At 74.3% G+C, this 21,803-nt stretch carries 21 protein-coding genes and 1 tRNA gene; 13 read left to right on the top strand and 9 right to left on the bottom strand.

Going from position 1 to position 21,803, the window contains the following annotated elements:
* The first annotated feature begins 17 nt into the window (after positions 1-17).
* The 4 genes from ACFYWL_RS16675 (at position 18) to ACFYWL_RS16660 (ending at position 2,019) form a co-directional block, all read left to right on the top strand.
* Positions 18-455, top strand: coding sequence for a DUF3052 domain-containing protein (locus ACFYWL_RS16675; protein ID WP_074474706.1), 438 nt, complete (start codon positions 18-20; stop codon positions 453-455).
* A gap of 100 nt (positions 456-555) precedes the next feature.
* Entirely contained in the window at positions 556-1,023 is a 468-nt protein-coding gene (locus ACFYWL_RS16670; protein ID WP_007072327.1) for a peroxiredoxin, read from the top strand.
* A gap of 82 nt (positions 1,024-1,105) precedes the next feature.
* Positions 1,106-1,177, top strand: a tRNA-Val gene (locus tag ACFYWL_RS16665).
* A 155-nt stretch (positions 1,178-1,332) separates the two neighbouring features.
* Positions 1,333-2,019 (top strand): hypothetical protein, encoded by a 687-nt coding sequence (locus ACFYWL_RS16660; RefSeq protein WP_386973199.1) that lies wholly within the window; start codon positions 1,333-1,335, stop codon positions 2,017-2,019.
* A 48-nt stretch (positions 2,020-2,067) separates the two neighbouring features.
* On the opposite strand, the gene ACFYWL_RS16655 is transcribed toward ACFYWL_RS16660, so the two are convergent.
* A complete protein-coding gene (locus ACFYWL_RS16655; RefSeq protein WP_386973196.1) occupies positions 2,068-2,736 on the bottom strand; it encodes a TetR/AcrR family transcriptional regulator in 669 nt (222 codons plus the stop codon).
* 49 nt (positions 2,737-2,785) lie between these two features.
* On the opposite strand from ACFYWL_RS16655, the gene ACFYWL_RS16650 reads away from it, so the two are divergent.
* Positions 2,786-3,640 carry an alpha/beta fold hydrolase gene (locus ACFYWL_RS16650; RefSeq protein WP_386973193.1) on the top strand — a complete coding sequence of 285 codons (855 nt, stop codon included), beginning with the start codon at positions 2,786-2,788 and terminating at the stop codon, positions 3,638-3,640.
* A 12-nt stretch (positions 3,641-3,652) separates the two neighbouring features.
* Here ACFYWL_RS16650 and ACFYWL_RS16645 read toward each other — a convergent pair whose 3' ends face one another.
* The gene (locus tag ACFYWL_RS16645; RefSeq protein ID WP_386973190.1) at positions 3,653-4,882 is read right to left on the bottom strand and encodes a helix-turn-helix domain-containing protein; all 1,230 of its coding nucleotides are present in this window, start codon (positions 4,880-4,882) and stop codon (positions 3,653-3,655) included.
* Between the two features lie 547 nt (positions 4,883-5,429).
* Between ACFYWL_RS16645 and ACFYWL_RS16640 the strand changes: the two genes are divergently transcribed.
* Positions 5,430-6,650: a hypothetical protein gene (locus ACFYWL_RS16640; RefSeq protein WP_386973187.1), complete on the top strand. Its 1,221-nt coding sequence runs from the start codon at positions 5,430-5,432 to the stop codon at positions 6,648-6,650.
* Here ACFYWL_RS16640 and ACFYWL_RS16635 read toward each other — a convergent pair.
* The 3 genes from ACFYWL_RS16635 to ACFYWL_RS16625 all read right to left on the bottom strand — a co-directional run bounded on the left by ACFYWL_RS16635 (position 6,630) and on the right by ACFYWL_RS16625 (position 9,078).
* Entirely contained in the window at positions 6,630-7,667 is a 1,038-nt protein-coding gene (locus ACFYWL_RS16635; protein WP_386973185.1) for an NAD-dependent epimerase/dehydratase family protein, read from the bottom strand. The two genes, ACFYWL_RS16640 and ACFYWL_RS16635, sit on opposite strands and share 21 nt — an antisense overlap.
* Before the next feature lie 62 nt (positions 7,668-7,729).
* Complete coding sequence (locus ACFYWL_RS16630; RefSeq protein ID WP_386973182.1) at positions 7,730-8,062, bottom strand: DUF6204 family protein; 333 nt, start codon at positions 8,060-8,062, stop codon at positions 7,730-7,732.
* Between the two features lie 143 nt (positions 8,063-8,205).
* Positions 8,206-9,078 (bottom strand): hypothetical protein, encoded by an 873-nt coding sequence (locus ACFYWL_RS16625; RefSeq protein ID WP_386973179.1) that lies wholly within the window; start codon positions 9,076-9,078, stop codon positions 8,206-8,208.
* A 195-nt stretch (positions 9,079-9,273) separates the two neighbouring features.
* Here ACFYWL_RS16625 and ACFYWL_RS16620 point away from each other — a divergent pair, with 195 nt between their 5' ends.
* Positions 9,274-10,071, top strand: coding sequence for an alpha/beta fold hydrolase (locus ACFYWL_RS16620; protein WP_386973177.1), 798 nt, complete (start codon positions 9,274-9,276; stop codon positions 10,069-10,071).
* Here the strand turns inward: ACFYWL_RS16620 and ACFYWL_RS16615 are convergent.
* On the bottom strand, positions 10,043-10,717 hold the full coding sequence (locus ACFYWL_RS16615; RefSeq protein ID WP_386973174.1) for a dihydrofolate reductase family protein: 675 nt from the start codon (positions 10,715-10,717) through the stop codon (positions 10,043-10,045). The genes ACFYWL_RS16620 and ACFYWL_RS16615 overlap by 29 nt on opposite strands.
* A gap of 78 nt (positions 10,718-10,795) precedes the next feature.
* Here ACFYWL_RS16615 and ACFYWL_RS16610 point away from each other — a divergent pair, with 78 nt between their 5' ends.
* The 3 genes from ACFYWL_RS16610 to ACFYWL_RS16600 all read left to right on the top strand — a co-directional run bounded on the left by ACFYWL_RS16610 (position 10,796) and on the right by ACFYWL_RS16600 (position 13,196).
* Positions 10,796-11,395 carry a TetR/AcrR family transcriptional regulator gene (locus ACFYWL_RS16610; protein ID WP_386973171.1) on the top strand — a complete coding sequence of 200 codons (600 nt, stop codon included), beginning with the start codon at positions 10,796-10,798 and terminating at the stop codon, positions 11,393-11,395.
* An 86-nt stretch (positions 11,396-11,481) separates the two neighbouring features.
* Positions 11,482-11,940, top strand: coding sequence for a GNAT family N-acetyltransferase (locus tag ACFYWL_RS16605; protein ID WP_386973168.1), 459 nt, complete (start codon positions 11,482-11,484; stop codon positions 11,938-11,940).
* A 104-nt stretch (positions 11,941-12,044) separates the two neighbouring features.
* The gene (locus ACFYWL_RS16600) at positions 12,045-13,196 is read left to right on the top strand and encodes a polysaccharide pyruvyl transferase family protein (protein ID WP_386973165.1); all 1,152 of its coding nucleotides are present in this window, start codon (positions 12,045-12,047) and stop codon (positions 13,194-13,196) included.
* A gap of 23 nt (positions 13,197-13,219) precedes the next feature.
* On the opposite strand, the gene ACFYWL_RS16595 is transcribed toward ACFYWL_RS16600, so the two are convergent.
* Entirely contained in the window at positions 13,220-13,426 is a 207-nt protein-coding gene (locus tag ACFYWL_RS16595) for a hypothetical protein (protein WP_386973162.1), read from the bottom strand.
* 261 nt (positions 13,427-13,687) lie between these two features.
* Positions 13,688-14,560, bottom strand: coding sequence for a carbohydrate kinase family protein (locus ACFYWL_RS16590; RefSeq protein ID WP_386973160.1), 873 nt, complete (start codon positions 14,558-14,560; stop codon positions 13,688-13,690).
* An 85-nt stretch (positions 14,561-14,645) separates the two neighbouring features.
* Here ACFYWL_RS16590 and ACFYWL_RS16585 point away from each other — a divergent pair, with 85 nt between their 5' ends.
* A complete protein-coding gene (locus ACFYWL_RS16585; RefSeq protein WP_386973157.1) occupies positions 14,646-17,933 on the top strand; it encodes an SNF2-related protein in 3,288 nt (1,095 codons plus the stop codon).
* Complete coding sequence (locus ACFYWL_RS16580; protein ID WP_386973155.1) at positions 17,930-19,009, top strand: SWIM zinc finger family protein; 1,080 nt, start codon at positions 17,930-17,932, stop codon at positions 19,007-19,009. Before ACFYWL_RS16585 ends, ACFYWL_RS16580 begins: the two co-directional genes overlap by 4 nt.
* Here ACFYWL_RS16580 and ACFYWL_RS16575 read toward each other — a convergent pair.
* A complete protein-coding gene (locus ACFYWL_RS16575) occupies positions 18,978-19,235 on the bottom strand; it encodes a DUF3040 domain-containing protein (protein ID WP_043967006.1) in 258 nt (85 codons plus the stop codon). The genes ACFYWL_RS16580 and ACFYWL_RS16575 overlap by 32 nt on opposite strands.
* A gap of 446 nt (positions 19,236-19,681) precedes the next feature.
* Here ACFYWL_RS16575 and ACFYWL_RS16570 point away from each other — a divergent pair, with 446 nt between their 5' ends.
* Positions 19,682-21,796 carry a DUF1800 family protein gene (locus ACFYWL_RS16570; protein WP_386973152.1) on the top strand — a complete coding sequence of 705 codons (2,115 nt, stop codon included), beginning with the start codon at positions 19,682-19,684 and terminating at the stop codon, positions 21,794-21,796.
* The last annotated feature ends 7 nt before the right edge of the window (positions 21,797-21,803 follow it).

The raw sequence follows: 21,803 nt of genomic DNA, 5'->3' as shown, positions 1-21,803 counted from the left end.
TGAGGAGGCACGCGACAGTGAGCGCGACCGCTGGTCAGGCCGCCGACGGGGTACGCAGCCTGGCGGACCGGTTCGGTATCGAGCCGGGGATGGTCGTCATGGAGATGGGGTACGACGAGGACGTCGACCAGGATCTCCGGGACGCCCTGACCGACCGCTGTGGAGAGCTGGTCGACGAGGACACCGACGAGGTGGTCGACGCAGTGCTGGTCTGGTACCGCGACGGCGACGGTGACCTCTTCGAGCTGCTCGTCGACGCCCTCGGCCCGCTGGCCGACAACGGCGTCGTGTGGCTGCTGACCCCCAAGGCCGGGCGGGAGGGCCACGTCGAGCCGAGCGAGATCGCGGAGTCCGCGCCCACCGCCGGCCTGCAACAGACCTCCACGGTCAACGCCGGCCGGGACTGGAGCGGCGCCCGCCTCGTGCTGCGCCGGGGCGCCAAGGGCAAGAAGTAGCCGAATCTGTCCCCGCCCGTGGGGCCGGCCACACCCGGTGGCCCCGGCCCTCGGGTGTGGCAGGCTGATGCCACCTCCAGAATCGACCCAAGGAGCTCGCATGCCGATCGAGGTTGGCGCCGAGGCGCCGGACTTCGTGCTCAAGGACCAGAACAACCAGGAGGTCCGGCTGTCGGACTTCCGCGGCAAGCGCACCGTGCTGCTGGTCTTCTACCCGCTCGCCTTCACCGGCATCTGCCAGGGCGAGCTGTGCGAGGTGCGGGACAACCTCAACGAGTACGTCAACGACGACGTCCAGGTGCTCACCGTGAGCGTGGACTCGGTCTACGCCCACAAGATCTGGGCCGAGAAGGAGGGCTACCAGTTCCCGCTGCTGGCCGACTTCTGGCCGCACGGCGCGGTGGCCCAGGCGTACGGCGTCTTCAACGACGTCGCGGGCATCGCCAACCGGGGCACGTTCGTGATCGACAAGGCCGGCGTCGTCCGGTTCGCCGAGATGAACATGCCGGGCGAGGCGCGCGACCAGCAGGGCTGGCGCAAGGCGCTGGCCGACGCCGTCGCCGCCTGATCCCACCACGGGCACACCGGCGCGGCGGGCCGGATCCGGCAGGGTAAGATTGCCGGACTCCGGCCCGCCGTGCGGGCGTTCGGGGCGCGTAGCTCAGTGGGAGAGCACTCGCCTTACAAGCGAGGGGTCGCAGGTTCGAAACCTGCCGCGCCCACACTCTGAACCGCATTCTGCTCGCCTCAGGGCACGTCGGCGCAAGGCGATGCGGCGGCCTCACCTGCGCCGCCGGTCGCGATCAGCTCACTGTTCGTGGCGGGATGAGTGCGGCAACTCATGTTCTCCCGGCGGTCGGCCAGCATCCTCGTAACCATGACTCCTCGTCGTTGGTTCAGGTTGGCGATCACTGCGATTCTGCTCCTGATGCCCGCTGCCTGCGGATCTGATGAACCCACCCGGGAGGAAGCCAGCCGCGAAGCGCAATCGGCGGCGGCCCGGCAGGCAAGCGCTTCGAGCGCTGAGAAGATCAGCGTCGTGCTCTCCGCCGTGACTCGGGGGGCGCCGCTGCGGCCGGTCGCGACGTCGACGCTCGACATCTGCCATGCCGGAGCCACCAATGGCCTATGGCCGCACGACGAGTTTCGGGTCAGTTGCAGTTTCCGCGAGGTCAGGTACTTCGGGGCAAGCGGCGACCTTCTGAAGGTGCTGCGGGAGGTCGACAAGCGCGCCAAGGCCGCCGGGCTGATGCCGGGCTCGGCCATCGAGGATGTCGAGAGGTACTACGCGGCGGATGGCAAGACCGACGACGGGCTGCTGCTGCCCCTGCCCGGCCTGAGCTATCTCGCACCCGGGCTCGACTCGGGGGTGAACGTGGGGTGGTCGCAGGACAGCACGACGTTGAACGATCCGTCGGTCCCGGACCTCACCTGGCCGGTTGTCTTCGTTGAGGCACACCCCGCTGACCCTGACGCACAGCAGCGTGACCTGCTGCGAAAGCACCAGCATCTTGTCACCATCTCCTCGGGGGCCACGTACTACGAGATCCCGTGGCCTTCCTGACCGACGAGGTGCCCGGCCGACGCTCTCGCTGACGCCCCGCCGGGCGGTTCACCCGGCGTCGCCGAGCAGTCCGCGTAGGACGCCGCGTACGGTCGCGTCGAACAGGTCGCGCTGCGCCGGTGACGCCTGCGGCGCGGTGAGGGCGGCGACCAGGTTCGGGAACGCCGCCAGGTCGATCCCGTCGAAGCGGGCCGGCGGGCCGGCGGACTCGCTGCGCGCGAAGAGCGACACCACGCCGGTCGTCATGGCGATCGCCTCGAACTTGGCGGTGGCCGGGGCCGGCACCGGCCGCAGCACCGCCAGGCAGTGGTCGAAGAAGGCCAGGCTCTCCGGGCCGAAGGCGGTCGGCCGGGGCAGGATCTCCACCAACCACCGGTGCCTGCGGTACAGGTCCAGTTGCCGGCGGGCGATCCGCAGCATCCCGTCGAGCCAGTCGCCGGTGGCCTCCGGGTACGGGCGTAGCTCGCCCGCCGCCCGGTCGGCCATCAGGTCGAGCAGGTCGTCGCGGGAGGACAGGTAGCGGTAGAGCGATCCGGCGCCGGTGTCGAGCGCGGAGGCGACGGCCCGCATCGAGACCGCGCCGATGCCGTCGGCGTCCGCCACCGCGATCGCCGCGGCCACGATCTCGTCCCGGGTGTGCGTCGGTGCCGGGCCCCGTGCCCCCCGGGCCGGGCGGGACCAGATCGACGGCCGCACTGGTTCGGCGGATGAGGTCACCGCTACACTCTAAACTGCGAACGGTGTTCGCGGTTTAGGGGAGGGTGACGTGGAACAGAGTTGGACCGTGCAACGGGTGCCCGCAGCCGACGGGGCCGAGATCGTGCTCTACTCCATTGGCGCCGGGCCGGGCATCGTCGTCGTGCACGGCGGCGGCGTCACCATCGAGATCTACCGACGCCTGGCCACCCGGCTGGCCGACCGCTTCACCGTGCACCTCTACAACCGCCGGGGTCGGGCCGACGCCGCCGCCCGCGCCGAGCCCTACGACGGCGAGCAGGACATCGACGACCTCGCGGCGCTGCTGACCCACACCGGAGCCCGCAACGTCATCGGCCACAGCGGCGGCGGCTTCATCGCCCTGCGCGCCGCCGCGCGGCGGCTGCCAATCGGCCGGCTCGCCCTCTACGACGCGGCGGTCCAGGTCGACGGCCTGTTCCCGGCCGCGTGGCTGCCGGCCGCACGGGACGCGGCGCGGGCCGGCGACCTCGCCCGCGCCATGGCCCTCACCGGTGCCGGCCTCAACACCCAGTCGGCCACGTCGCGCCTACCGCTGGTCTTGCAGGCCGCCATGTGCCGGCTGTTCATCCGTACGCCCATCGGCCGCACCATGGGCGAGCTGCTGCCCACCACCCTCGACGAAACCACGCTGATCTTCCGCCACGACGGCCCGCCGGAGCAGTGGGCGGGCGTCGCCGCCGAGGTGCTGCTCGCCTGCGGCGGGGCGGGGCCGCCCTACTACCGGCCGATCAACGAGGCCCTGGCAGGGGCCCTGCCGCACGCCCGCACCCTGGTGGTGCCGCGCGCCGGCCACGACGCGCTCAACCGTGCCCCGCGCCACCTGGTCGACGCGCTCGCCGAGTTCTTCGCCGCCCCGGTCGCCTCGGAACGGGCGGGCTCGTAAGGCGGGCGGGCCTCAGACAGGCAACCGCAGTGTCTCGGCGAGGCGGGCGATCTCGGGCGCGGATCGAGCGGAGCGGCGTACCAGGATGCGCAGGGCATCTCGGGCGGCCGGGCGATGGCGCACCTCGGACGGCGCGGTCCGATCAGCGAGCAGCAGCGCCCGCCCCGCCTCGGGCAGTTCACCCAGACGCACACACCGGCAGGCCACGTCGATCAGATGAGCCGCTCGGCGCTCCACGGGAAGCCGCTGGAAGGCGACGCTGCCCACCACCTGCCGATGCAGGGCGAGCGCATAGGCGTGGTCCTCCAAATCGAGTGCGGTGGTGATCCGGGTCAGGCTGACCGCGACCGGCCCGAAGGTTGCCCAGTGCTGGCTCCGGTCTTCGCCCATCAGGGTGGCCGCCTCGTCGGCCTGATCGAGGAAGCGGCGTACGGCGTCCTGGTCGCCGCAGCCGGCCGCGCCGGCGGCGGCCTGGAGTAGGAGGGCTCCGTAGCCGGGAAGATGCTCGGGCGGTGTGTCTGGCGGCTCCGGCGGGGCGAGCCGGGTTGCGACGGTGACCGCCACCTCCATGCTGTGCCGGTGGCGCCCTAGGGAGCGCAGTACGCGGGCAAACTGGCCGGCGGCCAACGCGACGAGTGACTCGTCGCCGGCATCTTGGCAGGTCGTCAGGGCCCGGTCGGCGGCTAGCCAGGCCATGCCCGTCTCGCCCACCTTGCCGAGCAGCGCCGAGGTGAGCTGGTGGACCTGCCCGAGCAGGTGGTGCGTCCGTGCACTGTCCGGACGTGCGACCCGGGCCAACTGGGTGTCGTGCAGCAGTCCGGGCAGGATCCGCAGGAGCTGCCGGTAGTCGGCGTGCTGGTACGTCAGCCAGGCGTGCCCGACGCTCCGATCCAGTTCGGCTTCGATCCCGGGTGGGCGGGTGCAATCGGGGCGGGCCATGGTGGCGTCATGCCGGAACATGGCTGCCCGCAGCGCGTCGAGGTCACGGTCGGAGAGCGGTCCGCCCTCTGCCGTGCCTGACCCGGAGGACGCCGGCTCGGTGGAAATCAGGAACTGGACGTCGATCCGGAGGACACCGGCGATCTCCTGGAGGTTGGAGAGCTTGTCCAGCCGGCGTACGCCCCGCTCGACCTTGTCCACCCAGCTCTTCGACTTGCCCAACGTGTCGGCGAGTACCTGTTGAGACATCCTGCGTCGGGTCCGCCAGTACGCGATCCGTCGGCCCACGGGCAGCTCATCCACGGCACCGGTACCCGCGCTGCTGCCGCGTCAGCCGGGGCGCCCGTTGGTGGGCGAGCGGCACGAGTCGGGTCGGCCCGTCGTACCACCGGTGCCGCCCGCCCTCCGGGGTGCCGCGTTGGCGTTCGGCCTCGTCCAGGATCAGCCGCTGCGCGGCCCGGAACTCCGCTTCCTGGCCCGCTTGGCCGACGTCGAGACCGTGATCCCGGCTTGAGTCCCTCCGCGATTGGCCACTCAGAATTCTCCAGACCCGGATCATCGTCGGGCCCACGCGAAATTTCCGGCCGTCTGGTGTTGACCTCATGAAGCTCCTTATGGCTGCGGCGACGACTGAGAATCCCGGCGACAGAGATGGCGATCGTCGGACTTCTCATCTAGGTGACTTTCGAGCGACTTTCGTCAGTCAGCGTCCGTTGTGGCGGCTGGCCAGCCCAGGCAATGGCGGTGCAAGATGAGAGCAAGCTGATGCAATCGACGAGCTGAGGTCGCTGTGGTGGAGGCTCCCCGGTGGACAGGCCGCCGTGCCTGCCTGCTCCAGCGAGCGGCGGCGATGACGAACGAGGGATTCGCGGGCTGGCTCGGGATCGCCGTCAGGACCGTCGCCTACTGGCATAGCCGCCCTGATACGGTGCCCGGGAAACTCAATCAGGAGATCCTGACTGCTGCCCTGAATCGGGTATCCGAAGCGGCCCGGGACGACTTTCTCCGTTCGGCCGTCTACGCCGTCGGTGAGTCCGACGCTGCGTCGTCCGCCGGAACTGCTGTTGTCGACATCGTGAGCGATGCCACGGAATCCGTGGCTGAGGATCCCCTACTGACTCTTGGGTCAGCCATCGACGAATCTATCGAGTCATTGCAGGAGGAGATGGTCCTACTCGCGGGCTCCAGCGGGATGACCGCGTTCGATGTGTTCACGGGCGCGCGTCACCTGCGGAACGAGGCCCGGAAGCTGGTCGAACGCACGCGTCGGCCGGGGGATCTCGCCGACCTGTACGTGATCGTCGGACAGGGGACGGCGCTGATGGCGTCCACCGCGTTCGACCTCGGGCACTGGAACGAGTCGACGGCGCTTGCCCGCGCCTCCACACAGTACGCGGACCTGGCCGGAGACGCCTCGCTCAAGGCGTGGACCTACGGCCTGCGAATGACGTTGGCGAACTGGCGCAACGAACCGGATGCCGCGCTGACTTACTTCGCCCGGGCGATGCGAGAGGCCCCTAAAGGAGAGCCGAGGCTCCGTCTCCGGTACATCGCCTCCCGCTCCCACGCCCTGCTGGCCGATGCCGGCTCGGTCGCGCGGGTGCTGGATGCGGCGCAGCGCGACCGAGAGGTGGCCGCCTCGTCGCCCGACGGACTGAGCCGGTTGGTCGGTGGCGAGTTCGCATTCGGTGCGGCCCGAGCGGCGGCCTGCGCGGCGGCGGCATGGCTGGACCTGGGCAACGGCGAGCAGGCGGCGAAGTACGCCCACGAAGCGTTGCGGTTGCACGAAACCCTGCCGGCGCCCCGGCAGCCGTACTCCCAGATCAATGGGGCCCGGATCGATGTGGCCACCGCGTATCTACACATGGGCGAGCGGGATGCCGCAGCCGATGCGCTGCATGGTGTGCTCGAACTGCCGGCGCACAAGCGGAACGTCTCCCTGACCGGTCGGCTGGCCAAGGCCGGCCGGCTGCTCACCAAGGAACCGTGGGCCAGTGACCCGGAGGCGCAGCGGCTGGCCGAGGGCGTCTCCGTCTGGCTGGCCGAAACGTCAGCCCGCCCACTGTCCTGACGCTTCCCAGGCCGTCAGCACGCGCTGCTCCTTGTCCCGACTGAGCCCGATCTCGACGGCCCGATCATGGAGGCTCGTTTCGCCAGCCTCCGTCAGCCACCGCCAGGTGTCGGCCACGGTCTCGCCCAGCGGCCGACAGCGCAGGCCGGCGCGGCGCGCGCGGGTCGTGTCGACCCGCCACACGCCCTCGTAGGCGCGCCACAGGGGCAGCTCGGACCACTGCCGCACTCCTTCGCCGAGTAGCACGTCGTCCGGCACCCATTCGAACGAGGCCGCCGCCCCGGTGACGTCCGCGCAGGCGGCGAGTAGGTCCCCGAACGTGGCCGCCCCGACCGGTGCGCAGACGTTCAGGGCGCCAGAGATCCCGTCGGCCACGGTGCGCAGGGTGAACGCGGCCAGGTCCCGTACGTCGACCGGCTGGATCGGGCGGTCCGGCGAGCCGGGGGCGAGAATCCGGCCACCGCCGGCCACGCGACGCAGCCACCAGGGCAGCCGGCCGACGTACTCGCGTGGTCCGAGCACCACACCGGGGCGCAGGATCGTCGTCCGGTCCGGCCCGAACGCGGCGACGGCCGCCGCCTCGCAGCCGGACTTCTGGTAGCCGTACCGTGTCGGCCCGTCCTCCGTGTCGGTGCCGTGCTCCGGGCCCGCGTCGGGCGGACAGGGGAGCACCGCAGAGTCCTCGCTGAGCGGCTTCCGGGGCCAGTCGCGGTAGACGCTCACCGTCGACACGAAGACGTACCGGTCGGCGACGGGGGCCAGCGCCCGCGCCACGTCGAGCGTGTTCCTCGGCACGTAGCCAGAGGTGTCCACCACGGCGTCCCACCGCCCGGCATCGGTCAGGGCGGCGACGTCGGCCGGTTTCGTCCGGTCGCCCTGGACGGTGCGGATGCCTTCGAGGCCAGTCCCGGCCGAGGTGCCCCGGTGGAACGTGGTCACCTCCCAGCCGGCGTCGAGGGCCGCGGTGACGATCGCGTGGCCCACGAACCAGGTCCCGCCGAGTACCAACAGGCGCATGCACCAAGCATGCTGGCCGCCGGGGGCGACCGGCGGCCCGCTGTCGTCTCAGTCCTTCGCCGTCAGCGTCCCCGCTGGCGGACCTTGATGCTGTCGAGGTCCGTCGCCACCGACGCGAGGTCGCCGTGGTCGACGCCCAGCCCGCGCACGGCGGCTGCGGCGAGCGCCTCCGCCCGGCCGGTCACCACGTCCTCGGCGTCCTCCGCCGTGGCCCGGACGACGCAGCGGAAGGTGAACCCGAGCAGGGAACGCTCGTAGGTCACCGTGCCCTCCTCGGTGAACCGCGCCGCGAACACGTCGTGCTCGTCGGCCCGGGCGAGCAGCGCGGCCCGCTGCCCGGCGTCGAGCGGCGCGAACCTGCCGCGCACGATGACCTGATACGCCTTGTCCGTCATTGCTGATGCTCCCCGGTTGGTGGACGAACTCACGCGGCGACTCCACGTCATCGTGCCGCGCCCCCGGCGTACGGCAAGCGGTTTACGCCCCGCCGCCACGACGGCGCGGGCCCCCGGGGCGACCGGCGGCCCGCCCGACCGGGTCAGTTCGCGCAGACCGCGTACGCGCGCACCTTCCAGTTGCTGCCGAACCCGGTCTCGTCCTCCATGGCCCGGACGGTGACCGTGGTCGAGGAGGTGGCCCGCATCTCGGTCAGGCGCACCTGGCCGTCGCCGCCGACGATCTCGCCGCCGACGCCGTGCACCCGGGTCCCCGGCGGGCAGGTGGCGACCACCGACTGGACGGCGGCGGAGCTGTAGGCGCTGTCGTCGACGACGCGCTGCTCGCCGGGGAGCGGGTCGGCGCAGATGGCGGTGGCGTCGAGCCACCAGGTGCCGGCGAAGCCGGTGTCGTCCTCGGCGCCGGCCACCACGACGCTGTTCTGCTGGATGCGCAGGTCCTCCAGGATCACCTCGCTGTTCGACGCCCCGACGACGGCGCCGCCGACGCCGATGGCGTGCTTGCCGGCGGGGCAGGACTTCTCGAACCAGTTGGACGTGCCGAGGCTGGGCGCGCTGCTGCCGGAGACGGTGACCAGGCCGCTGGGGGCCGGGGCGCACACCGCGCTCGCGGTGACCGCCCAGTCGCCGGTGACGCCGTTGCCGTCCTCGCGGCCGGTCACCGAGTACGCGTCCCCGCCGACCAGTGGACGCATGATGTCCATGCCGACCTGCCCGAGGCCGGAGCCGGTGATCGCGCCGCCGCCGCCGATGACCGTGGTGCCCGCCGGGCAGGTCGCGCTCTGCGACTTCGCGACGGAGTTGCTGGGGCCGGTGGTCGTCCTGATGCCCAGGCCGGGCACCGCCGCCACGGGCCCGGTGAGGGCCAGCTGGCCGAGCACGAGCGCGCTCAGGGCGGCCCCGCCCACGGTGGCCGTGCGACGCGTCCACCGGCTCCGGTTCGATCCTTCTCGCATGGTGTCTGCCTCTCCAAGGATTGCTCGGCGCGGCGGGTGGCCCGGCCGAGGGTGTGTGTTGCGTTGACACCGGTGGGAGTCGCGAGGGGGCGGGACGCCAACAGAAAACTCCGGAGAAGTTTCCGGGCCGGAATGTCGTACCGCTGGGGTTTGATGCGAAGCGGGACGGTCGGACGGAGCCGGAGGTGGCCAGGGGTGAGCTACGCGGAGGTCAACGGCCTGCGGCTGTGGCACGAGGTGCGCGGCTCGGGCCGGCCGCTGGTGCTGCTGCACGGGGGTTACGGCACGGCGGAGTCGTTCGCCCCGCTCCTGCCGGCGTTCGCCGGCCGGCGGCGGGTGGTGACGGTCGACCTCCAGGGGCACGGCCGCACCGCCGACGTCGACCGCCCCCTGCGGTTCGAGTCGATGGCCGACGACGTGGCCGCGCTGGTCCGCCACCTGGGTCTCGGCGAGGCCGACGTGCTGGGCTATTCGCTGGGCGGCGGGGTGGCGCTGCGGCTGGCGATCCAGCATCCCGCGCTGGTGCGCCGCCTCGTGGTGGTCTCCGCGCCGTGCCGCAGCGGGGGGTGGTATCCGGAGGTGCGGGCCGCGATGGCGGCCCAGGACGCGCCGATGGGGGAGCGGATGCGGGGCACCCCGCCGCACGAGCTGTATGCCCGGGTCGCCCCCCGCCCGCAGGACTGGCCGGCGCTGTGGGCGAAGACGGGGGAGCTGCTGCGCCAAGACTACGACTGGTCGGCGCAGGTGGCCGCCCTGGCGAACCCGACCCTGCTGGTCTTCGCCGACGCCGACTCGGTGCCGACCAGCCACGTGGCGGAGTTCTTCGGGCTGCTGGGCGGCGGCCACCGGGACGCCGGCTGGGACGGCAGCGACCGTCCCGCGTCCCGGCTGGCCGTCCTGCCGGGCCTGACCCACTACGAGATGCTCGACTCGCCCGCGCTGCCCGCCGCCGTGCTGCCGTTCCTCACCGCTCCGGCGCGCCCTCCGCAGTGACGCCCGCCGCCGCCGCCGACACCGACGGGGCCGACACCGACGGGGCCGCTGCGTCGGCCGCCGCCGGCGACGGGGCCGGCGCGGCGGCGTAGTGCAGGAGGACCAGCCCGCTGTCGAACGACCGCGTGCCGGTCAGGGTGAACCGGTGCGCCTCGAAGCCCCGGGCGGCCAGCGGGATGCCGCTGCCGGCCACGATCGGGTGCAGCTTGACCACGAGCTCGTCCACCTCCGGCAGGAGTTGGCCGGCGAGCTGCCCGCCGCCGCAGAGCCAGATGTCGCCCCCGGCCCGCCCCTTCAGCCCGCGGACGAAGGCCACCGGGTCGCCGGCGACGACCTCCAGCCCGGGGTCGGTCGACGGGGGCAGCGACCGGGAGAAGACGTACTGCCGCAGGTGGGCGTACGGGCTGGTGACGCCGACGCGCAGCGCCGGGTCGTAGGTGGCGCGGCCCATCAGCACCGCGTCGAAGCGGCCGGTGGGCCGGTCGATGCCGAGCTGCGGGTGGCTGAACGTGGGGAAGGTCTGCGGCCATCCGGCGGTGAGGTGGGCGGCCACGTCCGGCTCGAGGGGGAAGAAGTCGTAGGACCCGTCGGGGGCGGCGATGAAGCCGTCGAGGGTGCTGGCCACGTAGTACACGAGCTTGCGCAAGGGGGCTCCCGTCAACCACTACTGATGTCGTGGTTGGAACGTACTACACCTGTCGTGGTTGTTGCTACTGTGTTCGGCATGGCCCGGAACCCGCAACGACGCGCCCTGCTCGCCGACGCCGGGCTGCGCGTGCTCGCCGCCGCCGGGGCGCGGGGCCTCACCCACCGCGCCGTCGACGCCGAGGCGGGCGTGCCCACCGGCACCGCCTCCAACTACTTCCCCACCCGCGAGGCGCTCCTCGGCGCGCTCGGCGAGCGGGCCTTCGAGCGGTACGCCCCGGACGAGGCCGTCCTCGCCCGGCTCGCCGCCCGCGACCCGTCGCTCGACCTCACCACCGACTACGTCCGCTACATCGTCGAGCGCACCACCCGCGAGCCGGACGTCACCCGGGCGCTGATCGAGCTGCGGCTGGAGGCGGCCCGCCACCCCGAGCTGGGCCGGGGCCTGGCCGAGGTGCTGCGCCGGGGGTACGCCGACGACGTCGCGTTCCACGCCGCTGCCGGGTTACCGGGTGGCGCGTTCGAGATCGCCCTGCTCCACTATGCGGTGGACGGGTTGCTGCTCGACCTGCTCACCACGTCGATCGACGCCGGCTTCGACGTCGACGAGGTGGTTTCCGCCCTGGTGTCCCGCCTCGTCGGCGACGCCGCCCCGCGACCGGGCGCGGCGCGCCACTGACGGCGGCCCGCCTGCTCGCGGCGGGCGGCGCGACCCGGCCGTCCCGAAGGACCCGAAGGAGTCGCGTGTCGCTCACCCTGGCCCCGATGACCGACGATCAGCTCGCCCGCCTGCGGGTCGGGCTCGAACGGTCGTACGCCGAGAACCTCGCCGAGGCCCGGGGGCTGTCGCCGGAGGCGGCCCGGGTTGAGGCGCTGGCCCAGATCGGCCGGCTGCTGCCCGACGGGGTGGCCAGCCCCGGCGTCCTGCTGCGGGTGGCCGTGGCCGACGGCGAGGAGGTGGGCTGGATCTGGACCACCCTGCCCGACGTCGACCGGCCGACGATGGCCTGGATCCACAACATCGAGGTGCATCCCGCCCACCGGGGGCGGGGGCACGCGCGGCGGATGATCCAGCTCGCCGAGGCCGAACTCGCCCGGCTCGGCGTCGACCGGCTCGGGCTGAACGTGTTCGGGCACAACACCGTGGCGATCCGGCTCTACGACAGCCTCGGCTTCCGGGTCACCGCCCAGCAGATGGTCAAGCCGCTGCCGCCGCCGGGCTGACCCCTCGCAAGGGCGGGCTGACCCCTCGCGAGGCGGGACGTGTGCCCCCGCAGCCAGCGGGAAACCCACCCGGAACGCGCATCCTGCGGGGAGGAGCGAGCTCAATGAGGGACCGCACCGCACCGACGATCGGCGTGCTGGGTTCGTACGGCGGTCGCAACCTCGGCGACGAGGCGATCCTGAGCGGCCTGCTGGCCGACCTGCGCTCGCACGAGCCCGACGCGCGGATCATCGTTTTCTCCCGCAATCCGGCGCATACCGCCCAGGCCCACCCGGACGTCGAGGCGGTGCCGTGGGAGGGGGTGAGTCGGGTCGACTCGGCCGAGGTGCTGGCCGAGCTGGACCTGTTGATCCTCGGCGGCGGCGGCATCCTCTACGACCGGGAGGCCCGCCGCTACCTGCGCGTCGTGCGGGTCGCCCAGGAGCGGGGGCTGCCCCTGCTCACGTACGCGGTCGGGGTGGGGCCGCTCAGCGACGGGGTGGACACCGGCATGGTGCGGGAGACCCTGGCCGGCGCCACCGAGGTCACGGTGCGGGACCAGGAGTCCCGGATGGTGCTGGAGGAGGCCGGGCTGCTCAACCCGATCACGGTGACCGCCGACCCCGCGTTCCTGCTGGAGCCGGAGGAGTTCCCCGAGCACCTCCTGCGCGAGGAGGGCGTGCCGGCCGGCCGGCGGCTGGTGGGGCTCAGCGTGCGGGAGCCGGGCCGGGCCGCCGAGCGGCTCGACGTCGACGGCTACCACCGGCTGATCGCCCAGATCGCCGACTTCCTCGTCCACCGGATCGACGCGCACGTGCTCTTCGTGCCGATGGAACGCGACGACATCCGGCACTCGCACGGCGTGATGTCGCACATGACCGCCGCCGACCGGGGCCGCATCCTGCACGGCGACTACTCGCCCCGGCAGGTGCTGGGGCTGATGCGGCACTTCGACCTCGCCGTCGGCATGCGCCTGCACTTCCTGATCTTCTCGGCGATGGTCGGCACCCCGTTCCTGCCCCTGCCGTACGCCGGGAAGGTCTTCGACCTCGCCCAGCGGCTCGGCGTGCCCGCGCTGCGCGGCGTGGAACGCGAGGTCGAGGGGCCGCTGCTGGCCGAGGTCGACCGCCTGTGGGACGAGCGGCACGCGCGTGCCGCGGAGACCGCCCGCCGGGTGGCGGAGGTCTGCGATCAGGCCCGGGCCACCTCCCGGGTCACGGGGGCGGTGCTGGAGAGCCTCCGCTCGCGGACCCTGACCCGCGCCGGGGCGGCCTGACCCACCACCGTCCCGGGTGGCGGTCAGACGGCCGGCCCCCGCCACCGGTAGAGCCAGCCCTGATCCCCGCCGACGGTCGACTCCAACTCGTAGATCTCGGCCTCGGCCAGCCCGTGCCCGCCGAGGTGGTGGTGGGTCAGCGGCGGCCGGCCGTTGCTGTCCAGCTCCACCCTGACCGTCTCCCCGTCGGCGGTGCCGCCCGCCAGCGGGATCTCTACCGTTGCTGCCATGGGCCCATCCTGCCCCGGCCCCGGACGCCCCGCAGCGCCGTCACCCGGAGATCTTGGCGATTTTCGGCCCCTCCAGGGGCACATTCTTGCCAAGATCTACGCCCGGCGGGGCCGCCGCGCAGGGCAGACGCCGGGGCGGCCCGGCACGCCGGCCACGCCGACATCCTGCGCGAGCTGACCGACGGCTCCACCGGCGCGATCTGACCACGGCCGACGACGTGCCCGGCCAGCCGCCCGGCGACGGGCCGGCGGCGGCGTCGCTCAGCGGGTCGGCAGCAGCCCCGCCGGATACTCCATGCCGTCGTGGGCGCAGGCCGCGGCGGCCACCCGGGCCGCGTACGCCGCCGAGTCGGCCAGCCCCGCGCCGCGCAGCCGGGCCGCGAGCAGGCCGGCGGCGAAGGCGTCCCCGGCGCCGTTGGTGTCCACCACCGGCGCGGGCGCGGCGGCGGCCGGCACCCGCACGGGCGGGGCCCCGCCCGCGAACAGCTCGGCCCCGTCCGCGCCCCGGGTGACCACCGTGGTCCGGGGGGCGAGGGCGGCGGCGAGCGCCCCGGCCCGGTCGCCGAGCCGCACCCCGCTGACGAAGACCAGGTCGGCGGCCTCGGCGAACGGCCGGTGGTAGGGGTTGTCGCCGTCCCAGTCGTGCAGGTCGGTGGAGAGGCCGACGCCGGCGGGGAGCCCGGCGCGCAGGTCGGGCAGCAGCGGCGGCACCCAGTCCATGATCGAGACGTGTACGTGCGCCGCGTCTCGGGCGAGCGCGGCCAGCCGCTGCGGCGCGAACGGCGGCGGCCCCTGCCACGGGCGGGGATCGTAGAGCGACATCCGGCGGCCGGCGGGGTCGACCAGGTTCACCGACCGGCGGGTGCCGCCGGGGCCGACGACCAGCTCGGCGTGCACCCCGGCCCGCTTCAGCGCCCGGCGTGCCACCTCGCCGGCCGGGTCGGCGCCGAGCACGTCGACGACCGCGACCCGCAGGCCCAGCGCGCGGGCGGCCAGCGCCACCCCCGCCCCGGTGTTGCCGATCCGCAGGTCGATCGGGGGCACGGTGAGCGAGTCGGCGGCCGGCAGGGGGAGCTGCGGCACCTGTACCCGCAGATCCACCCCCAGCCCGCCGAGCACCAGAAGATCGAACATCCCCCGACCGTAGCGGCCCGGCCCGGCGCCTCGGCGGCCCTGCCGGGCCCGGCTATCCTCGGGGGTCGTCGGCGGAGGGGGAGCGGTGCTGGTCGTCCACGGGGCGTGGCTGCCCGGCGCGGGGCTCGCCGTCTGGGCGGAGGACAGCGCCCTGCCGCCGCAGGCGCCCCGCCGGCCGGGCCGGGCCCCCCGCGAGCGCCCCCACCCGTTCGCCGCCGACCACGCCGCCCTCACCGCCGCCCTCGCCGCCGGGCCGCCAGCCGCCGAGCCCGGGTCGGTGCTGCTGCGCCTGCCCACCCGGGCCGGCTCGCCGGCCGGCTCCCCGGAGCTGGTCCGCCCGGCCGTCGCCGAACCGGTCCGGGGGCCGGTCACCCTCGCCGGCTGGCGCGCTCCCGCCCTCCGGTACGCCCCGGCGGACGCGCTCGCGCTGCTGCGCGCTGCCGGTGACCGGGCCGGGGTGCCCGGCGCGACGCTGCGGCACCTCGCGGAGCTGGCCGAGTTCGCCGCCGACCTGGTCCGGCGGGGCCGGGTCCTGCCCGGCGTCGCCGGAGCACCCGGGCCCCGATTGACCGCCTTCCGCCCGATCGCCGGTGCCTCCGCCGCGCTGCATGTCGACGGTGCCTCCGCCGCGCCGCAGCTCGCCGGCCGGGCAGCCCGGCGTGTGGGCGTCGGGGCGGGCGCGGCGCGCGCCTCCGGCCCGGCCCGGGCCGGCGAGGTGGGGGCGCGGGCGGTGTGGCGGCCCCTGCTCACGGGCGCCGACGCCGCCTGGGCCCGGTCGCTGGCCCTGGCCCTGCCCCCGGCGGCCCGGGCCGCCGCCGACGCGCCGGCCGGGGAGCTGGTCGCCGACGCCCTCGACGCGCTCACCGACGCCGCCGCGCGGGCGGCCCTGACCCGGACGGTGCTGACCCGGGGTGGCCGCCGCAGCGGCGCGACGCCGGCCTGGCTGGCGGCGTTGACCGCGCCGGACGGCGGGTTCACCGCCGAGCGGGCCGCCCTCGACGCGCTGGCCGCCGAGCTGGACGACTGGCAACGGGACGCGGCCGGGGGCGCGGTCCGGGCCAGCTTCCGGCTGGTGGAGCCGGCCGCCGACCCGATCGCCGACGCCCTGACCGTCGCGCTGGCCCGGGCCGCCGACGACGTGGACGACGCCGACGCGGACGCCGCCGTCGTCGGGACCGGTGCCGTCGACGCCGAGACCGGATCCGTCGACGCGGGGCGCTGGCGGGTGGAGTTCGGGCTCCAGGCCGCCGACGAGCCGGGCCTGGTCGTGGACGCCGGTGACGTCTGGCGGTCCCCGCACGCCCCGCCCGGGCTCGCCGGCCGGCTCGACTCGCCCCAGGAGACCCTGCTCGCCGAGCTGGGCCGGGCCAGCCGGCTCTGGCCGGAGCTGGACGCCGCCCTGCGTACGGCGACGCCGGAGGCGCTGGAGCTGGACGTCGAGGGCGCGCACCGGTTCCTGCGCGAGGGCGCGCCGGTGCTGCACGCCGCCGGGTTCGGGGTGTTGCTGCCCGGCTGGTGGCGGCGGCCGTCGGCGCGGCTGGGCGCGCGGCTCCAGGCGCGCAGCCGCACCGCCCCCGGCACGGTCGCCGCCGCCGACGGCGGGTTCGGCCTGGAGGCCCTGGTCGACTACCGGTGGGAGGTGTCCCTCGGCGACGAGCCGATCTCCGCCGAGGAGCTGGCCGCGCTGGCGGAGCTGAAGACCCCGCTGGTGCGGCTGCGCGGGCGCTGGGTCGAGCTGGACCCGGGGCGGCTGGCGGCCGGGCTGCGGCTGCTGCGGTCGGCGGGCGAGCTGACGGTGGCCGACCTGCTGCGGCTCGGGCTGGCCGAGGCCGACTCCGCCGACGCGCTGCCGGTGCTGGAGGTGGTCGCCGACGGCGCGCTGGGTGACCTGCTCGCCGGGCAGGCCGAGCGCCGGCTCGTTCCGCTGGACCCGCCGCCGGCCTTCGCCGGGACGCTGCGGCCGTACCAGCGGCGCGGGCTGGCCTGGCTGGCGTTCCTCCAGTCGCTGGGCCTGGGCGGGGTGCTCGCCGACGACATGGGGCTGGGCAAGACGGTGCAGCTTCTCGCCCTGCTCGCCGGGGACCCGCCCGACGCCGGCCCGACCCTGCTGGTCTGTCCGATGTCGCTGGTCGGCAACTGGCAGCGGGAGGCCGCCCGGTTCACCCCGAAGCTGCGCGTACACGTGCACCACGGCGCCGAGCGGGCGCGGGGCGACGACTTCGTCGCGGCCGTGCACGCGGCGGACCTGGTCCTCACCACCTACTCGGTGGCCGCCCGCGACGCCGTCGACCTCGCCGGGATCGACTGGCACCGGGTCGTCGTCGACGAGGCCCAGGCGATCAAGAACGCCTCGACCCGGCAGGCGGAGGCCGTGCGGGCGCTGCCGGCCCGGCACCGGATCGCGGTCACCGGCACGCCGGTGGAGAACCGGCTCGCCGACCTGTGGTCCATCATGCAGTTCGCCAACCCCGGCCTGCTCGGCCCGGCCGCCAGCTTCAGGAAGGCGTACGCCGAACCGATCGAGCGGCACGGCGACGCCGAGGCCGCCGAGCGGCTGCGCCGGATGACCGGCCCGTTCGTGCTGCGCCGGCTCAAGACCGACTCCTCCATCATCTCCGACCTGCCGGAGAAGCTGGAGATGGAGGTGCTGTGCAACCTCACCGCCGAGCAGGCGGCGCTGTACCGGGCGGTGGTGGACGACATGCTGGCCCGCATCGAGTCCACCGACGGCATCGAGCGGCGCGGCCTGGTGCTGGCGGCGATGACCCGGCTCAAGCAGGTCTGCAACCATCCCGCCCAGCTCCTGCGCGACGGCTCCGCGCTGCCCGGCCGCTCCGGCAAGCTGGCCCGGCTGGAGGAGATCCTCGACGAGGTGCTCGCGGCGGGGGAGAAGGCCCTGCTGTTCACCCAGTACGCCGAGTTCGGCGGGATGCTGCGCGGCCACCTCTCGGCCCGGTTCGGCCGCGAGGTGCTCTTCCTGCACGGCGGGGTCGGCAAGGCCGACCGGGACGCGATGGTGACCCGGTTCCAGTCCGACGCGGGTCCGCCGCTGTTCGTGCTCTCCCTCAAGGCCGGCGGCACCGGGCTTACCCTCACCGCCGCCAACCACGTCGTGCACGTCGACCGGTGGTGGAACCCGGCGGTGGAGGACCAGGCCACCGACCGGGCGTTCCGCATCGGGCAGCGGCGGCGGGTGCAGGTCCGCAAGTTCGTCTGCGCCGGCACGGTGGAGGAGAAGGTCGCCGCGATGATCGCCGAGAAGCGGAGCCTCGCCGCGTCGGTGGTGGGCGCCGGGGAGCAGTGGGTCACCGAGCTGTCCACCGAACGGCTGCGCGAGCTGTTCGCCCTGGAGGCGGGGGCGGTGGTCGAGTGACCGGCCCGTTCGCCGACTACGGGCCGCCCCGCCGCGTCGAGGGCGGGCTGCGGGCCCGCAGCACCCGGGGCGCGATCGGCCGGTCCTGGTGGTCGCGCCGGTTCCTGGAGGTGCTGGAGTCCTTCGCGCTGGGCACCCGGCTCACCCGTGGCCGGGCGTACGCGCGGGCGGGCCAGGTTCTCGACCTCGATGTCGCCCCCGGCGTGGTGACCGCCCGCGTGCAGGGCTCCCGCCCCCGGCCCTACCAGGTGCGCATCGCGGTGGAGCCGTTCCCGGCGGCGCGGTGGGAACGGGTGGAGGCGGCGCTGGCGGCGCAGGCGTTCTTCAGCGCCCGGCTGCTCGCCGGCGACCTGCCGGCCGAGCTGGAGGAGCTGTTCGCGGCCACCGGCGCGCCGCTGTTCCCGGCCGGCGTCGGCGAGCTGGACCAGCACTGCTCCTGTCCCGACCACGCCGTGCCGTGCAAGCACCTGGCCGCGACGTTCTACCTGCTCGCGGAGGCGTTCGACGCCGACCCGTTCGAGCTGCTGCACTGGCGGGGCCGCCGCCGCGCCGACCTGCTGGACCGGCTGCGGACCCTGCGGGCCGCCACCACCGGCCCCGGAGGAGACCCCACCGGCCCCGGAGGAGACCCCACCGGCCCCGGAGGAGACTCCACCGGCCCCGGGGGAGACCCCGCCGGTCCGGGACGCGACGGCGGCGGGACCGCGCCGGTGTCCACCGGGGACGACCGGGACGCGACGCCCACGCCGGGCGACCCGGGCACGCCGTCCACAGGCGACGGCCGGGCGGTGCCGGCCGTCGGCGCCGCGCGGGCGCTCGCCCCGCTGCCCGCCGCGCCGCTCGCCGACGCGGTCGACCGGTTCTGGGTCCCGCCGGTGCCGCTGCCGGACCGGCCGCCGAGCCTGGCGACCGGGCCCGACCTGCTGTTGCGGCAGCTCGGTGCCCCGCCGGCCGCGCTCGGCGGCCCCGGCCTGACCGAACGGCTGGGCCGGGCGTACCGGGAGTTCGGCCGGTTCCGCCCGGAGGCCGACGGCGACGGGGCGGCTACCACCAGCGGCGGCGGAACCGCCACATGACGGCGGCGTTGGCCAGCAGCACCGCCGCGAAGATCGCCCCGGCCGGTCGGCCGGCCAGGACGGTCGCCGCCGGCAGCGAGGCCCACAGCACGACGGTCAACAGCATCAGGTACCGGCCGCGACGGGCCCGGGCCCGATGGTCCAGGCGGGCGAAGAACTCCGGATCGCTCTCCCGGAGCTGACGGGTGATCTGTTCGAACCTGCGCTGATCCTCTTTGCTGAGCATGGCGGTGCCTTCCCCTCACGCGTTCAGCGGTTCGGAGGCATACCCGCTGCGGCGGCGGCTCACGCGCTTCTGCTGCTGCTACTTTCGACGGACCGGGTGCGCCGCCGGCCCGCGCGGCACCTGAGAGGCCGCTTAGCCCCGCCTTAAGTTTCCCTGTGGCAACCAACGGCGTGAACGACGGCCGGCGGGGGCCGAAATGTCGCGGTCGGGGCCTGTCGGGCGCGCGTCCGCCCTGTTCGGGACACCGTCGCCGGCAGGGCCCGAACCGGACCACCCGGCATCGGTGTTGAGGGCCGTCTTAAGTGCCCTCCCCGGCCCGTGCGCAGCACATTGAAGCCCCTCCACCGGATCGTTAACTTCCTGGGAACTCCTTGGGCAACAGTCGCCGCACCCGCCCCACCCCCGGGCTGGGCCCCGCCGGCGCTCGACGAAAACGGGATTGGTACATGGCCGACCAGAACGTGCCACCGCGCCGACCGCGGGACGACCGTGGCGGGGGCGGGCGACAGCACCCCAGCCCGGACGCCTACCGCGAGCACGGACCATCCACCCCCTACGGCCCCACCGGCCACCAGCCGGGCCAGCCCCCGTACCACCACCAGGCCCCGTACCCGGCCGGCCCGCAGCCGGGTCACCCGCAGGCCGCGTACCCGACGGTCGCCGGCGCGGGCCACGACGCGGCCGGCCGCGGCCCGCGCTGGGTGGGCCCCGACGGCCTCGGCGGGCCCGTGCGCCCCGACGGCCCCGGACTGCCCAACCTGGACGACGACCACGACCCCGGCCGCCGGGTGGGCCGCCGCCGCGCCCTCGCCGCGATCGGCGGCACCGCCGCCGTGGTGGCCGGCGGCGCGGCCCTGGCGATGACCCCGCAGGTACGCGGGCTGCTCGACCTCGGCGACGCCCCGATCGGCGACGCCACCGGCACCACCGTCACCGACGGCAGCTCCGTGCGCCCCGGCGGCCAGCAGCCCAGCACCGTGCGCACCTACACCGAGCAGAACGAGAGCTACATGGGCTCCCGGGCCGGCGCGGCGCTGAAGCGGAACACCCCCGCCGGGGGCCGCACCTTCTCCGGCCCGGCCGCCGCCGCCCAGGCGACCGAGGTGACGGTCAAGACGGTGCTCGCCAAGGACCCGGTGCGGCACCTGGCCAGCCGGGCCACCTTCGGGGCCACGCCGAAGCTGCTGGCCGACATCAGGCGGATGGGCATCGACGCGTGGGTCCGCCAGCAGCTCGAACCCGAGAAGATCGCCCCCAGCGCGGCCGAGCTGAAGCTGTCCGAGCTGCCCACCCTCAAGCTCAGCCCGCAGCAGCTGCGCGACCAGCGCGACGCGCTCAACGAGCGGGGCGCGCAGCCGGAACGCGAGCTGGTCGACGCCACCATCGCCCGGCAGATCTGGTCGGAGCGCCAGCTCTTCGAGGTGATGGTCGACTTCTGGAACGACTTCCTGCACGTCGCCGCCGAATTCGACGGCGGCGAGGTCTACCGGGCCTCCTTCGACACGGACGTGGTGCGCCGGCACGCCCTGGGCAGCTACCCGGAGATGCTGGTCGCCGCGAACAAGCACCCCGCGCTGCTGCTCTACCTCAACCAGAACGACTCCCGGGCCGACGCGGTCAACGAGAACCTGGCCCGGGAGAACCTGGAGCTGTACTCCGTCGGCGTCGACGGCGGCTACACCGAGAAGGACGTGCGGCAGGCCGCCCTGCTCCAGACCGGCCGCGGCGTCAACGACGGCAGGTACGTCTTCCGCCCCGAGCGGCACTACCTGGGCAAGGTGAAGATCCTCGGCTTCACCCACGCCAACAACTCCGACGACCCGAAGAAGGCCGACGCGGCCATCGACGCGTACATCGCGTACATCGCGTTGCACCCGTCGACCGCGAGGTACGTGGCGCAGAGCCTCGCCACCCGGTTCGTCTCGGACACCCCGCCCAAGTCCCTCGTGGACCGGCTCGCCAGGACGTACGCGGCGAACAAGGGCATGATCAAGCCGATGCTGATGACGCTGTTCAGCTCCTCGGAGTTCTGGGCGTCGGTCGGCCAGAAGGTGCGCCGCCCGATGGAGTACCTCGTCGCCACGTACCGCACCCTCGGCGTCTCCCCGCAGGCGTCGCCGGCCTTCCGGCAGGGCGACAACCGGCGCACCGCGTTCGCGCAGGGGCTGCGGCAGGTCCAGGACAAGATGCGCGAGCTGGGCCAGTACCCGATGGGCCAGCCCACCCCGGACGGCTACCCCGACGTCTACGTCGCCTGGACCTCCGCCGGCACGATGGTCAACGGCTGGAACGAGGCCGGTGAGCTGATCGACGGCCGGCGCACCCAGTTCACCTACACCCCGCCCGAGAAGCTGGTCGCGAAGCCGCCGGCCACCGCCGGGGCGTACGTGGACGCGCTGGCCCAGCGCCTCGTGCACCAGAAGCTCAGCGCCCGGGAACGGGAGCTGGTCCTCGACGTCGCCGGGGTCTCCGCTGGCACCCGGGTCGACGCCACGTTCGACGGGGCCGTCGCCGCCGTGGCGCGGGCGATCCTCGCGTCCCCCCAGCACCACCTGCGGTGAGGCACCC

The sequence above is a fragment of the Micromonospora sp. NPDC002575 genome, from assembly GCF_042889525.1.
In the GTDB taxonomy this organism is placed as follows: domain Bacteria; phylum Actinomycetota; class Actinomycetes; order Mycobacteriales; family Micromonosporaceae; genus Micromonospora; species Micromonospora carbonacea.
This window is presented reverse-complemented; position numbering and strand designations above follow the sequence as displayed.

Coding starts and splice junctions, on each gene's coding strand:
- ACFYWL_RS16670 (WP_007072327.1), top strand. CDS start 556: ATGCCGATCGAGGTTGGCGCCGAGGCGCCGGACTTCGTGCTCAAGGAC.
- ACFYWL_RS16595 (WP_386973162.1), bottom strand. CDS start 13,426: ATGGCAGCAACGGTAGAGATCCCGCTGGCGGGCGGCACCGCCGACGGG.
- ACFYWL_RS16570 (WP_386973152.1), top strand. CDS start 19,682: ATGGCCGACCAGAACGTGCCACCGCGCCGACCGCGGGACGACCGTGGC.
- ACFYWL_RS16625 (WP_386973179.1), bottom strand. CDS start 9,078: ATGCGAGAAGGATCGAACCGGAGCCGGTGGACGCGTCGCACGGCCACC.
- ACFYWL_RS16630 (WP_386973182.1), bottom strand. CDS start 8,062: ATGACGGACAAGGCGTATCAGGTCATCGTGCGCGGCAGGTTCGCGCCG.
- ACFYWL_RS16600 (WP_386973165.1), top strand. CDS start 12,045: ATGAGGGACCGCACCGCACCGACGATCGGCGTGCTGGGTTCGTACGGC.
- ACFYWL_RS16605 (WP_386973168.1), top strand. CDS start 11,482: ATGACCGACGATCAGCTCGCCCGCCTGCGGGTCGGGCTCGAACGGTCG.
- ACFYWL_RS16590 (WP_386973160.1), bottom strand. CDS start 14,560: ATGTTCGATCTTCTGGTGCTCGGCGGGCTGGGGGTGGATCTGCGGGTA.
- ACFYWL_RS16575 (WP_043967006.1), bottom strand. CDS start 19,235: ATGCTCAGCAAAGAGGATCAGCGCAGGTTCGAACAGATCACCCGTCAG.
- ACFYWL_RS16610 (WP_386973171.1), top strand. CDS start 10,796: ATGGCCCGGAACCCGCAACGACGCGCCCTGCTCGCCGACGCCGGGCTG.
- ACFYWL_RS16640 (WP_386973187.1), top strand. CDS start 5,430: ATGACGAACGAGGGATTCGCGGGCTGGCTCGGGATCGCCGTCAGGACC.
- ACFYWL_RS16660 (WP_386973199.1), top strand. CDS start 1,333: ATGACTCCTCGTCGTTGGTTCAGGTTGGCGATCACTGCGATTCTGCTC.
- ACFYWL_RS16635 (WP_386973185.1), bottom strand. CDS start 7,667: ATGCGCCTGTTGGTACTCGGCGGGACCTGGTTCGTGGGCCACGCGATC.